The organism is Streptomyces sp. NPDC004647 (assembly GCF_040609575.1).
Taxonomy (GTDB): domain Bacteria; phylum Actinomycetota; class Actinomycetes; order Streptomycetales; family Streptomycetaceae; genus Streptomyces.
Genome location: NZ_JBEXKU010000040.1, coordinates 1 through 12,305, shown reverse-complemented (window position 1 = coordinate 12,305; position 12,305 = coordinate 1). Strand labels below are relative to the sequence as shown.

Annotated in this window: 14 protein-coding genes and 1 pseudogene; 8 read left to right on the top strand and 7 right to left on the bottom strand. The window is 68.5% G+C overall.

The window, feature by feature from the left end; all coding sequences use genetic code 11:
* The first annotated feature begins 46 nt into the window (after positions 1 to 46).
* Complete coding sequence (locus ABZW18_RS19060) at positions 47 to 1,615, top strand: ABC transporter substrate-binding protein (protein WP_356188768.1); 1,569 nt, start codon at positions 47 to 49, stop codon at positions 1,613 to 1,615.
* Positions 1,616 to 1,637: 22 nt separating this feature from the next.
* Positions 1,638 to 3,410, top strand: coding sequence for a malto-oligosyltrehalose trehalohydrolase (treZ, locus tag ABZW18_RS19055; protein ID WP_356188766.1), 1,773 nt, complete (start codon positions 1,638 to 1,640; stop codon positions 3,408 to 3,410).
* Between the two features lie 63 nt (positions 3,411 to 3,473).
* On the opposite strand, the gene ABZW18_RS19050 is transcribed toward treZ, so the two are convergent.
* The 4 genes from ABZW18_RS19050 to ABZW18_RS19035 all read right to left on the bottom strand — a co-directional run bounded on the left by ABZW18_RS19050 (position 3,474) and on the right by ABZW18_RS19035 (position 6,117).
* Complete coding sequence (locus tag ABZW18_RS19050) at positions 3,474 to 4,445, bottom strand: NAD(P)-dependent alcohol dehydrogenase (protein WP_356188765.1); 972 nt, start codon at positions 4,443 to 4,445, stop codon at positions 3,474 to 3,476.
* Positions 4,442 to 4,675, bottom strand: a complete 234-nt coding sequence (locus ABZW18_RS19045) for a helix-turn-helix transcriptional regulator (protein ID WP_356188763.1) — start codon at positions 4,673 to 4,675, stop codon at positions 4,442 to 4,444. The genes ABZW18_RS19050 and ABZW18_RS19045 overlap by 4 nt, the downstream gene beginning before the upstream one ends.
* Complete coding sequence (locus ABZW18_RS19040; RefSeq protein WP_356188761.1) at positions 4,669 to 5,097, bottom strand: hypothetical protein; 429 nt, start codon at positions 5,095 to 5,097, stop codon at positions 4,669 to 4,671. The genes ABZW18_RS19045 and ABZW18_RS19040 overlap by 7 nt, the downstream gene beginning before the upstream one ends.
* Before the next feature lie 420 nt (positions 5,098 to 5,517).
* Positions 5,518 to 6,117, bottom strand: coding sequence for a TetR family transcriptional regulator (locus ABZW18_RS19035; RefSeq protein WP_356188759.1), 600 nt, complete (start codon positions 6,115 to 6,117; stop codon positions 5,518 to 5,520).
* Positions 6,118 to 6,189: 72 nt separating this feature from the next.
* Here ABZW18_RS19035 and ABZW18_RS19030 point away from each other — a divergent pair, with 72 nt between their 5' ends.
* Positions 6,190 to 7,017 carry a class I SAM-dependent methyltransferase gene (locus tag ABZW18_RS19030; protein ID WP_356188757.1) on the top strand — a complete coding sequence of 276 codons (828 nt, stop codon included), beginning with the start codon at positions 6,190 to 6,192 and terminating at the stop codon, positions 7,015 to 7,017.
* A 173-nt stretch (positions 7,018 to 7,190) separates the two neighbouring features.
* Positions 7,191 to 7,448, top strand: a complete 258-nt coding sequence (locus ABZW18_RS19025) for a hypothetical protein (protein ID WP_356188755.1) — start codon at positions 7,191 to 7,193, stop codon at positions 7,446 to 7,448.
* A 129-nt stretch (positions 7,449 to 7,577) separates the two neighbouring features.
* Here ABZW18_RS19025 and ABZW18_RS19020 read toward each other — a convergent pair whose 3' ends face one another.
* On the bottom strand, positions 7,578 to 8,105 hold the full coding sequence (locus ABZW18_RS19020) for a MarR family transcriptional regulator (protein ID WP_356188753.1): 528 nt from the start codon (positions 8,103 to 8,105) through the stop codon (positions 7,578 to 7,580).
* Between the two features lie 128 nt (positions 8,106 to 8,233).
* On the opposite strand from ABZW18_RS19020, the gene ABZW18_RS19015 reads away from it, so the two are divergent.
* Together ABZW18_RS19015 and ABZW18_RS19010 are read left to right on the top strand one after the other, a co-directional pair.
* Positions 8,234 to 9,850, top strand: coding sequence for a DHA2 family efflux MFS transporter permease subunit (locus tag ABZW18_RS19015; protein WP_356188751.1), 1,617 nt, complete (start codon positions 8,234 to 8,236; stop codon positions 9,848 to 9,850).
* A 77-nt stretch (positions 9,851 to 9,927) separates the two neighbouring features.
* Positions 9,928 to 10,035, top strand: a pseudogene (locus tag ABZW18_RS19010) (transcriptional regulator); the annotation flags it as partial.
* A gap of 131 nt (positions 10,036 to 10,166) precedes the next feature.
* Here the strand turns inward: ABZW18_RS19010 and ABZW18_RS19005 are convergent.
* Entirely contained in the window at positions 10,167 to 10,562 is a 396-nt protein-coding gene (locus ABZW18_RS19005) for a cupin domain-containing protein (RefSeq protein WP_356188749.1), read from the bottom strand.
* Positions 10,563 to 10,612: 50 nt separating this feature from the next.
* On the opposite strand from ABZW18_RS19005, the gene ABZW18_RS19000 reads away from it, so the two are divergent.
* Both ABZW18_RS19000 and ABZW18_RS18995 read left to right on the top strand, forming a co-directional pair.
* Positions 10,613 to 11,440: an AraC family transcriptional regulator gene (locus tag ABZW18_RS19000; RefSeq protein WP_356188747.1), complete on the top strand. Its 828-nt coding sequence runs from the start codon at positions 10,613 to 10,615 to the stop codon at positions 11,438 to 11,440.
* Positions 11,441 to 11,444: 4 nt separating this feature from the next.
* Positions 11,445 to 11,792: a hypothetical protein gene (locus ABZW18_RS18995; protein WP_356188745.1), complete on the top strand. Its 348-nt coding sequence runs from the start codon at positions 11,445 to 11,447 to the stop codon at positions 11,790 to 11,792.
* A gap of 23 nt (positions 11,793 to 11,815) precedes the next feature.
* Here ABZW18_RS18995 and ABZW18_RS18990 read toward each other — a convergent pair.
* Positions 11,816 to 12,305 (bottom strand): transposase (locus ABZW18_RS18990; RefSeq protein WP_356188743.1); only part of this gene is annotated, 490 nt, incomplete at its 5' end.

Genomic DNA, 12,305 nt, shown 5'->3' with positions numbered 1-12,305 from the left:
CGAACGAACACCACGGGGAGGAACCGTCATGTCGCCTGGATCCTGGGTGAGCAACCGACCACTGTGGGCCCGCTGGCCCTGGAACGCGCTGTCCGGCATCGCTCTGCTCACACTCGTGGGAAGTTTCCTGGTCTGGTCGCTGCAACCGGTGGACACATCCTGCGCGCAGGGGGTGGAGCGGGTCGGGGGCGGTGACCCCGAGCAGTGCGTGGGTCTGACCGACGGCTCGTACCGCTTCACCGACGGCACGGAGAAGACAGGGGACAACCTCACCGCCGTCTCGGAGCTGATCCGCAAGGAGAACGAAAGAGTCGACAAGGCGCACAAGAAGGGGACCAGCTACGTCAGCCTCGTCTATCTGATGCCGCTGCTCCCCACGGATCAGGACACCAACACCCCCCATTCGGTGCGCCATGAGCTCCAGGGCGCCTACACCGCGCAGTACCAGGCGAACCACACGAGCTGGTACGGCAGCACTCCCAAGGTCAAGCTGCTGCTTGCCAACAGCGGCATCAACGAGAAGCAGCGCGATACCGCCCTCAAGCGGATCGAGGAGCGCATCCCCAAGGACAACATCGTCGCTGTCGCGGGCCTGGGCACCAGCACCGCCGCCACCGAGAAAATGATCCGCAGGATCACCAAGGACGGGAAGCAGGGCGGGCTGCACCTCGCCGCCGTCAGCTCGGTCCTCACCGCCGACACGCTCAGCAGGATAAACGGCCTGGCCCAAGTGGCTCCCACGAACGGCGACCAGGCTGCTGCCGCGGCCGCGTACCTCCAGCGCAAGGAGTACGCCGGCAAGCGGGTGCTGGTGATTCAGGACGACCGGCCGGGCGACCAGTACACCCGCACCCTGGGCAAGGCGTTCCGGGACGCCTTGCCCCGCGACCGGCTGGTCCGGAGAGTCGAGCGGTACGACTCCTCCCAGGAAGGAGTGGGCACGGCATTCAAGCTTCGGATCGGCAGGCTGTGCGCCGCCAAGCCCGACATCATCTATTTCGCCGGCCGCGGAGTCGATCTGCCGGAGTTCCTCTCGCCGCTCGCGGACCACTCGTGCGGAGGTCGCGAGCTGGTCGTCTTCTCCGGGGACGACGTCTCGCAGTCTGCGGCGCACGAGGGATTCAAGGAGATCAAGCAGACATTGAACAGAGGGAAGGTGCGGCTGTTCTACACCGGGCTGGCACACCAGGGTGCGTGGCAGGAGCGGGCGAGCGCGTACCCGGGACTGGCCGTCACATCGTTCGGGCCGAAGGGCCGGTACCGTTCGGACTTCTCCGACGAGACGCTGGACGACGGGCAGGCCATCATGGGCCATGACGCCGTACTCACCGCGCTGTCCGGGGCCCGGCTCGTGGCCGATCGTGCGGAGGAGAGCGGCCAGGTGACCGGCTCGCGCGTGATCCAGGTCTGGAACGTGCTCGGCGGCAGCGACCACGCGGTCCGGGGTGCGAGCGGTCTCATCGCCCTGGAGAACGATGGTTCCCCCGAGCGCAAAGCCGTGCCGATCATCGAGATCAAGAAGGACGGCACCGTGCACACCCTGGACGTCTCGGCCGCGTCGGGCGATCCGCTGACCGAGGGCTCCCTCGCGTCACCGGACGAGAACGCCGGCTGACCGACGAGGCGAGGAGCCGTCAATGCTGTTCGAGGTGTGGGCACCGGAGGCCGGACAAGCCGAGCTGCACGCGGAGGGCGGCACGCACCGCATGGCGCGCGACCCGGTGCGGAACGGCTGGTGGCAGGTGCACGCCCCGGCCGGGCACGGCTCCCGCTACGGCTTCTCGCTCGACGGCGGCCCCGTCCTGCCCGACCCCCGCTCCCGCCGCCAGCCGGACGGCCCGGACGGGCTCAGCGCCGTCGTGGACCACTCCCGGTTCCTGTGGCAGCAGCGCTCGTGGTCCGGCAGAGCGCTGCCCGGAGCGGTGCTCTACGAGCTGCACATCGGCACGTACACCCCCGAGGGCACGTTCGATGCCGCCGCCGAACGGCTGGCCCGGCTTGCCGAGTTGGGGATCACCCATGTCGAGCTGATGCCGGTGTGCCCCTTCCCCGGCACGCACGGCTGGGGTTACGAGGGCGTGTCGCCGTGGGCGGTGCACGAGCCGTACGGCGGGCCGGACGGGCTGAAACGCTTCGTCGACGCGGCCCACGCCCACGGCCTCGGGGTGGTCCTGGACGTGGTGCACAACCACCTCGGCCCCTCGGGCAACCACCTTCCGGCCTTCGGGCCGTACTTCACCGAGACCCACCACACCCCGTGGGGCGCGGCCGTCAATCTCGACGCCCCCGGCTCCGACGAGGTGCGCGCGTATCTGCTGGGCAGCGCGCTCGGCTGGCTGTGCGACTACCGGCTGGACGGCCTGCGGCTCGACGCCGTGCACGCCCTGCACGACACCCGTGCCGAGCACTTCCTGACCGAGCTGTCCGCCGCCGTGGACGCGCTGGCCGCCGAGACCGGCCGCCCGCTCTTCCTCATCGCCGAGTCCGATCTCAACGACCCTCGGACCACCACGCCTCGTGAGGCGGGCGGCCACGGTCTGCACGCCCAGTGGAACGACGACTTCCACCACGCTCTGCACACCGCCCTCACCGGCGAGGCGCAGGGCTACTACGCCGATTTCGCGCGCGATGCCCCGGCCGCTCTCGCCAAGACCCTGACCGGCGGTTTCTTCCACGACGGCAGCTACTCCGGCTTCCGGGGCCGCTGCCACGGCCGGCCGCTGGATCCCCGTACGACGCCCGCGCACCGGCTGCTGGCCTACGCCCAGACGCACGACCAGATCGGCAACCGGGCGCTGGGCGACCGGCTGTCCTCGCACCTCTCCCCCGGGCTGCTCGCCTGCGCCGCCGCCCTCGTCCTCACGTCCCCCTTCACGCCCATGCTGTTCATGGGCGAGGAGTGGGGGGCGCGCACGCCCTGGCAGTTCTTCACCGACCACACGGATCCGGAACTGGCGGAAGCCGTACGGGGCGGCCGCCGCCGGGAGTTCGCCGCCCACGGATGGGCGGAGTCGCGCATCCCCGACCCACAGGATCCGGCCACCCGGGACCGGTCCTGTCTGGACTGGTCGGAGCCGGAGCGCGAACCGCATGCCCGGCTCCTCGCCTGGCACCGCGAGCTGATCGCGCTGCGCCGCGCCCGCCCCGAGTTGACCGACCCGGACCTGAGCGCCACCGAGGTCTCGTACGGTGCCGAGGTCTCGTACGCCGCCGGGGAGCGCTGGCTGATGGTGCACCGGGGCGCGGTGCGGATCGCGGTCAACCTCTCCCCGGAGGCGGAGGCGAAGGTGCCGGTCGGGGCGGAGTACGCGACCCTGCTGACGGCATGGGAGGCGTGCGGCCCCCCTGCGGACGACGGGCTGCTCCGCCTCCCGCCGGAGTCGGTGGCGGTGCTCACGGTCACGGAGTGACGGCAGAGAGGCGGAGAAGCTGAACGCTGAGAGGGGAAGCCTCGGCGGGGGCCTGGTCGCGCATCACACGGTGATGACGACCTTGCCGCGTACGTGTCCGTCGTGCACATACCGGATGGCTTCGGGGACTTCGTGGAGCGGATAGGTTCTGTCGATGACCGGCATGACCTTGCCGTCCTCGATGATCTTCCGCAGGTACTGAAGGTCCTCCGTGCGCTCCGCGGAGATCAGCCCCCGCAGCCTCTGACTCACGAACGGTGACAGCATCAGCGCCCGGAGCGGGCGATCGGTGCCGCCGAACCACCGTCCGCCACCTTCACCTCCGACGATGACAAGAGTGCCCTTGGGGGTGAGGGCACGCCGGAGGTGTGACAGCGAACGGTTGCCCGCGGCGTCCAGGATGAGGTCGAAGTGACGCGCCCCGTCCGCGAAATCGTCGCTGGTGTAGTCGATGACCTCGTCCGCGCCGATCGATCGGACCAGGTCCGCTTTCGTCGTGCTGCACACGCCGGTGACGTGCGCTCCGAACATCTTGGCCAGTTGCACCGCGAACGCCCCCACGCCGCCCGCCGCACCGATGATCAGGACCTTCTGCCCCGGCTGCACCCGCCCCTGGTCGCGAAGCCCCTGCAGGGCGGTGAATGCGGAGATGGGGACGGCCGCCGCCTGTTCGAAGCTGAGGTTCGCCGGCTTCGGCGCGAACCTGTCCTCTCGGGCGCAGGCGTACTCGGCGAAGGAGCCGTCGCAGGCGCCGAACACCTCATCGCCCGGCTGAAACCGGGTCACGTTCCTGCCGACCGCCTCAACGCGCCCGGCGACATCCATGCCCCGAACGCGCACCTTGGGCGTGCGCAACCCGTAGCCCATGATGCGCAGCAGGTACGGCATGCCCGTCATGAGGTGCCAGACGCCCGCATCGACGCCGGCCGCGTGCACCCGCACGAGCAGATCGTCGTCCCCCGCCACCGGCTCGGCGGTGTCCCTGAGTTCCAGGACGTCGGGTGAGCCATACGTGTCTTGAACGATTGCCTTCATGGTGTCTCTCCTGGACTGTCCGGGTACTGGAACACCTCGTCGAGGGGCACGCCGAACACCCGGGCGATCTGAAAGGCCATCTCCAGGGACGGCGAGTAGCGGCCCCCTTCGATCGCGATGACGGTCTGTCGGGTCACGCCGATGCGATCTGCCAGGTCCGCCTGTGTCATCTCTCCGTGCGCGAAGCGCAGGGACCGGATCGCATTCGTGACTCTGGTCGGCTTCACCATGACTGAAAGCCCCGGCGGTAGGCGAAGATCCTGGCCACAGATCCGAGGATCGCCGACAGGACGAACGCCACGTAGATCGCGTTGGCGATCCAGAAGTGGTTCAGTTCGGCCATCGACATGCCGAGTGCCGTCACTCCGCCGATGACGACGAATGAGTGGCCGACGTACTCGCCGAAGCGACCGATCTCCCTGTCGCGCTGGTCCTTCTTGTTGGCGCCCTCGGGGGAGGCGATCGCGACCACGATGTTGAGCACGATCGCCGCGGCGATCGCGGCACCGATGGTCCACAGCAGCGTCGACACGTACGACACCTCGGTGAGAGGGGTGTGGTCCGCTCGCCCAAGAACGATGCTCAGGTAGGCCGCGTATGCGCCGACCGAGACCACCGCCATGATCCACGCGCGCTTCTCTTCGTATGTCACGCCCGCTCCTATGTAAAACAAACTTGACATGCATGAACGTAAAGCAGGGCCGACATGGTGTCAAACTTTCTTTACTTCCGCTGATGGCGAGCGCCTCGCCCTGTCAGCCGTCGAGTGCCATCCGGATGCCCGGAACGACCAGCACGCAGCTCGATGTCTGCTCCATCCGGCGCCGCACCGCCGCCCGGTCGATGAGCCGCCTACGTCAACCTGGAGCGTCTCTGGAGAGTGCCCATGCCCTGGGCGCTGGGGGTGCTGGAGCCGCAGCCGTGGGCCACAGCACCGACCGGAGCCCCGGCGGTCAGGTCGATGAGGGCAGCCTGCAGACGCCCGAGCTCAGCCCAGTTGGACCCGTCCGCCAGGCTGAGCTTTTGCGCGCACCGGTGCCCGATTCCCCGGGTGCGGGCTTGCTGTGGCCGTTCATGGCAGCGGTTCTTGGACGACGCCGACGATGACCGTGGTCACGACCTTGTGGACAGCTCCAGCCTTGGACGGGGTGCCTTTCCGGTCGGCGAACAGCATGTGCACGGCCCCGATCAGCGTGGGAGCGAGCGTGTCGACGTCGGCATCCGCCGCGACGCGGCCCAGTTCCCGCTCGGTGGTGAGGTAGGAGGCGATCATGGCCGCAGCGTCCGTCAGGACCGGGACGCCGGTCGGCCTGGCCTGGCGCAGCCGGGCGCGCAGGTCATCCCGGGAGGTGACGAGGCCGACGATCGCCACGGCGACCGACCCGAACAGGGCCATCAGCGCGCCGGTGAGGTTGCCGGCGACGGTGCCGGTCCCGGCGGAGTTGCGCAGGGCGGCGGCCTGGTTGTCGATCCGGGCGATGCGGTCCAGCACGAGCTCGGCGAGGAAGGCGTCGAGGTCGGCGAAGTGCCGGTGCAGCACGCCCTTGGCGCAGCCTGCCTCCGTGGTGACCGCCCGGCTGGTCAGCGCGCTCGGCCCGTCCCGGAGCAGGACGCGCTCGGCGGCGTCGAACAGCTGGTCGCGCGCATCGCGGATGGCCACGCCTGTCGGCATCGTGCATTCCTCCTGTCCTCGCTCCGCCCCACCCGGTCGACGAGTGGGCATGTGCCCACTTATAGTGGGCACATGCCCACTATACCGCCGGAGCGAGCACGTCTCTCCGAACTCGAGCCTCATCGAGCCCGACAGATAGCGGAGTCGTTCGGCTCGGACCCCGAACGCTACGACCGAGCCAGGCCCCGTTATCCCGACGCGATGGTGGAGCGGATCGTCGCAGAAAGCCCCGGGCCCGACTTTCTCGACGTCGGCATCGGTACCGGCATCGCGGCCCGGCAGTTCCAAGCGGCCGGCTGCAGGGTGCTCGGGGTCGAGGTCGACGCGCGGATGGCCGAGTGGGCGGCGCGACAGCGCGGGCTCGAGGTCGAGGTGGCGGCGTTCGAAGCCTGGGAGCCTGCCGGCCGAGCATTCGATGCCGTCGTCTCCGGGCAGACCTGGCACTGGATGGCCCCGGTCGCGGGAGCGGCGAAGGCGGCCGAGGCGCTGCGGCCTGGTGGCCGGCTGGCGGTGTTCTGGAACGGGGGTCAACCGTCGCCCGAGGTGGCCGAAGCCTTCTCCGCGGTCTACCGCCGGGTGATGCCCGATTCGCTTGCCTCCCGCCAGTGGACGACCGGCTCGGACGGGTACTCGGCGCTGTGCACCAAAGCAGCCGACGGCATCCGAGAGGTGGGCGCGTTAAGCGAGCCGGAGCAGTGGCGATTCGACTGGGAGCGGTCCTACACCCGGGACGAGTGGCTGGACCAACTGCCCACTACCGGCGGCCACACCCGGCTCCCGCCGGCCAAGCTGGAAGAGGTGCTGGCGGGCATCGGCGCCGCCATCGACGCAGTGGGAGGCAGCTTCACGATGCACTACGCCACGGTGGTGGTCGCCGCGGCGCGAACCGATGCCGCCTGACTCGGCTCTACGGTCCATCCGCTGCTCGCCGTGGGCCGCCACCCGCCCGAGCGGACCGCGGCACACCCGAAGAGCCCCGGACGCCCGACTCCGAAGTCGCGCTCGGACGGAGTCCGAGAATCGGCGGCGCCTACGCCGCCTCCTACGCCATCGGCCTGCTCATCACCGCGCTGTTGTTGCGACGACGCCTCGGCGGCCGACTGGACGGCAAGAGACTGTGCCGCACCTATGTCAAGCTGACGACCGCTGCTCTCGCGGCCGGAACGCTGGGCTGGTTCGCGGCCCGCACCTGCGCCACCACCGTCACATCGAGCACATGGGCGCCCGTTCTGGGCTTGACCGCAGGAGGCGTCACGATGCTCGTCCTCTTCGTGCTGCTCGCACGGATCCTGAAGATCAGCGAGCTGCGGAGCCTGCCGGGGCTGGGGTGAACCACCCGGCTGGACCGCCTTCCACGGCCATCTCCATGGACCACGGCGGTTCCTGCGATGGCCGGAGAGCGTCTGCGCAGCCGCGATGGCCAGGCTACGTGCGAGCGTCGGGGGGAAGGCACTCGCTGGTCAGGTGTCGCCCGGTGAGGGACGGGCCGCCGGTCGGGGCTCTTGGTATTCGTTGGCGAGCAGCGAATCCATGGTGCTGCGAAGGTGGTTGATGAAGTCCTCGAACTGCTGAAGCTGCTCGGGGGTGTACTGCGACATCTCGGTAGCCATGCGTTCGCCGTAGGGGCCGAAGAATTCCTCGGCCCGCGGTCTGATGCCGGGGCTGCTGCGCAGCGTCACGATCCTGCGGTCGGTGTGCTCACGGGTGCGGACGATGTGCCCCGCCCGTGCGAGGCGGTTCAGCAGGATGGTCGTCGCGCCGGAGGACAGGGAGATGCGCTCGCCCAGCCGGGCGGGGGACAGGGGTGAACCCTTGTCCTCGGCGTAGAGGATCTCGGCCAGCGCTGCGGCGTCGGTGGAGTGCAGGCCCAACCAGGTCGCGAAGCGCCGGGTGAACTCGGTGTAGTTGGCGCCGAACGCTCGCAGCCCGTCCATGAGGCGATCGCGCTGGACCTCAACGTTGCCGGACTCCGGTTTCTCCATGGGCATGCTCCATTTTCCGATGTGCGCAGGTGATGCGCGCTCTGTCACGCGGTTTGACAACCTACCCCTCCCACTTTACCTTTGCGGCAAAGCTAACTACCTTTGCCACAAAGGTATCTCTGAGTGGAGTCATCTTGGACGGCACAGTCAAATCCCCTCCCATACGCCAATGGTTGGGCCTCATCGCCGTATCCCTGGGCGTGGCCCTGATCGTCGTGGACATCACCATCGTCAACGTGATCCTCGCTCCGATCATCCACGACCTCGCGATCGACTCCGTCGAGGCCCAATGGATCCAGGAGTCCTACGCGATCGTTTTCGCCGCGCTGCTTCTGATCACCGGACGCCTCTCCGACCTGCACGGCGCCCGCAAGATCTTCCTCATCGGCCTCGTCGTGTTCGGCGTGACGAGCGTGGTGGCCGCGATCGCGCCCAACGGCGGCCTGCTGATCCTGGCGCGGTTCCTGCAGGGCGCCGGCGGTGCGATGATCCTGCCGACATCGTTGGCCCTGGTGAACGCGACGTTCACTGGCAAGGCCCGAGGTCAGGCATTCGCCATCTGGGGATCGACCATCGGTGCCGCCGCGGCTGTCGGTCCGTTGCTGGGCGGCTGGCTCGCGGACTTCTCCTGGCGCTGGGCCTTCGGCATCAACATCCCGCTCGTGGCGGCGATCATCGCAGGCGCTCTGTTCTACCTGCCCGCGTCACCCCGCACCACGGGGCGTATCGACGTCCCCGGCGGCGTCCTGTCGGCGATCGGGCTCGGCTCGCTGGCATTCGCCCTGATCGAAGGACGCACCCACGGCTGGTTGATCACCACCGAGCCCCTGTCCATCGGCGGGCTCTCGTGGAGCGGCGGTCCCTCTCCGGTCCTTGTCGCCTTCCTCGTATCGGCCCTGGTCCTGCTCACGTTCTGGCGCCGGCAGGCAGCGCTCGGCCGCAGGAATGACGAGCCGCTGATGGACGTGCGGCTGCTCTCGATCCCCTCGTTCCGCAACGGCAACGTCGTGACGCTCTTCGTCGGCCTCGGCGAGTTCGGCATCATCGCGGTGATGCCGCTGTGGCTGCAGTTCGCTCTGGACTACAGCGCGTTCCAAGCTGGTCTCGCGCTCGTCGCTCTCGCCGCGGGCAGTTTCTGCGCCAGCGGCGCGAGCTTCTCCATGACCGCTTCCGCGCTGACGCAGGTACGGATCGGTCTGCTCCTGGAGGCCGCCGGTCTGGTGATGCTGGGACTGATCGCCGCAACCGACAGCACCTGGTGGCTGATCGCGATCGCACTGTTCATCTACGGCATCGGCGTCGGGTTCGCCACGGCGCAAGTCACCAACGTCGTCCTGGTGGACGTACCCGCCGAGAGCGCCGGACAGGGGTCGGGCATCCAGAGCGCGGCACGCGAACTGGGCGCCGCGCTCGGCATCGCTGTACTCACCACGCTGTTCTTCAGCACCCTCACCTCCAGCCTCCGCGACCGCCTCACCAGCACCGGGCTCTCGGGCCGGGACGCCGAACAGCTCAGCGGAGTCGTATCGCAGAGCGCCGGATCGGTGATCCCCTCACTCTCCAACGCCCCACAGACGGCAACGGCCGCGGACGCCGCACGCGAGGCCATGGCCACGGCCCTCGAAGTCTCCAGCTACGTCTGCGCCGGGATGCTGGTCCTCGCGCTCGCGGCCACACTGTTCATCGCACCCAGAACCGCCGGCGCCGGCGCAGAGCATGAGCCCGCGCGGCAGGAACCGAGCCCCCGCTGATCCTCCGCGTGCCCGCGTCCCACGCCGATGAGCGGGTTGACCAAGGCGACGGGTGGCGGCACGGAAGGTGACCGGAGATGGCGGGATGCGCGGGCGACAACGAACCGGAGTCGTCGGACAGCCTCAAGGCGTTCGGCGCCGTATCCAAAGTCTTCCGGGAGCGGGCAGGACTCCCCCAGGCGGAGTGACGGCAATGACGGGTCAGCCGTCGAGTGCCATTCGGATGCCGAGGGCCACCAGCACGCAGCCCGAGATCTGCTCCATCCGCCGCCGTACCGCCGCCCGCCGCCCGAGTGCCGCGGGAGTTCTTGAAGTCTTATGTGAGCTCGTGGCCGGTGGTGCTGTCCACGTGGTCCGGGATCTCTCCCTCGTAGCGGTCCCCGGTCGTCGAAGTCCCCGAAGGCTCGAACATGAGGATCGACCCGCCCTGCGACGACGGCTTGTGCTCGGTGCCCCGCGGGACGACGAACGTGTCCCCCTTACGCAGCTCGACCGTGGTCTCCCTGCCGTCGGCATCGCGCATGGCGACGTCGAACCGGCCGTCGAGGACCAGGAAGAACTCGTCGGTGTCGTCGTGGACGTGCCAGACATGCTCCCCTGAGGTGTGGGCGATCCTTACTTCGTAGTCATTCATGCGCGCCACGACCCGGGGGCTGTAGACGTCGTCGAAGGAGGCCAGCGCCTCGGTCAGGTTGACGAGTTTCGTATCCATGAGCCCGATCCTCGGCGAAGCCCGCACGAGAGGTCTTGTACGTTCTTGATGTGACAGAGGAAATTCCCGACTCGTGTCGGGTCATGGCGTGGCGGCCGTCGGTCCCCGGAGTTTCCGAGGTGTTCCACGCCCGCATCGTCGACTACCGCTATCCCGCCCACTGCCACGACACCTGGACCGTCCTCATCGTGGACGACGGCGCCATCCGCTACGACCTCGACACCCGCCACCACGGCGCAGTCGGCAGCAGCGTCTCCATCCTCCCGCCCGGCGTGGTCCACAACGGCTATCCCTCAGAGCGCTACGGCCGGTTCCGCAAGCGCTGCCTCTACCTCGACAGCACCTTCCTCCCCACGCGTCTCGTCGGCGCCTCCGTGGACATCTCCACCTTTCACGACCACGAACTCCGCTTCGCCATCAGCCGGCTGCACGACCGTCTCGTCACCCCCGACCAGCTCGACACCGACGCCCGGTTGGCCATGATCGCCGAACGGTTCAGCCGTCACCTCGAGCTGCGCACCGCCGCCATCCCCGAACCTGAACCGAACCTCGCCCATCGGCTGCGCGCTTTCCTGGACGGTCACGTCACCACCAAGGTCACACTCGTCGAAGCCGCCGGACTGTTCGACCGGACCATCCCCCACCTGGTTCGCAGCTTCAAACGGCAGTACGGCGTCAGCCCTCACGCCTACGTCACCGGGGCCCGCATCGAGCTGGCCCGCAAGCAGCTCCTGCAAGGCCGATCACCGGCCCGGGTCGCCACTGAAGTCGGCTTCCACGACCAAGCGCACCTCACCCGGCACTTCAAGCGCCATGTCTCGGTCCCACCCGCCCAATACGCAGCGGGCAGGGGCATCATCCGACTCCTCATAGGTTGATCTCATGGGACTCTTCGACAAGCTGACCGGAACCAAGCGCCCCGCCGACGGTGTCGCCCAGCGATCCGCCGCCGAGGTCCACGCGGCTCTGCTCGGCCTCAACCGCCCCGATGTCCCGTACGTCGTCCGGGACGGCCGCGAGGAGGGCGCCGACCTGGTGGCCGAGTGGCGCATCCTGGACCCGGCCTGGCAGACCTTCTTCGTCCGCACCCAGGTGAGTCGAGTGTTCCAGGTCCGTATGCGCCTGGTCCCGGAGAAGAACGAGATCCGCTCTCTCGACCAGCAGTACGAGGTCACGTGGGTCGGCGACACCCCCAGGCTGGCCATCGCGAGGCCGGGTGTGTCAATTTAACGGCTGATCTTGGTTGTTGAGGTTCAGCTGTTGGCCGGGGTGAGCCGGCCCTCGAAGGCGATCTGGAATGCGTTGAGGGGTGCCTTCCAGCGCATGGTCCATCGCTTGCGGCCCTTGCCGGTCGGGTCGAGGCTCATCAGTGCCATGTAGACGCACTTGAGGGCGGCGGCCTCGTTGGGGAAGTGTCCGCGGGCCCGGACGGCCTTGCGTATGCGGGCGTTCACGGACTCGATCGCGTTCGTCGAGCAGATGACCTTCCGGATCTCGACGTCGAAGGAGAGGAAGGGCACGAACTCGGCCCACGCGTTCTCCCACAGCTTGATGATCGCCGGATACTTCCGGCCCCAGGCTTCCTGGAACTGCCCGAACCGCTCCGTCGCCGCGTCTTCACTGGGTGCGGTGTAGACGGGCTTGAGGGCTTTGGCGACCTTGTCCCAGTCCTGGCGGGCCGCGTAACGGAAGCTGTTGCGCAGGAGGTGAACCACGCAGGTCTGGACAATCGTGCGAGGCCAG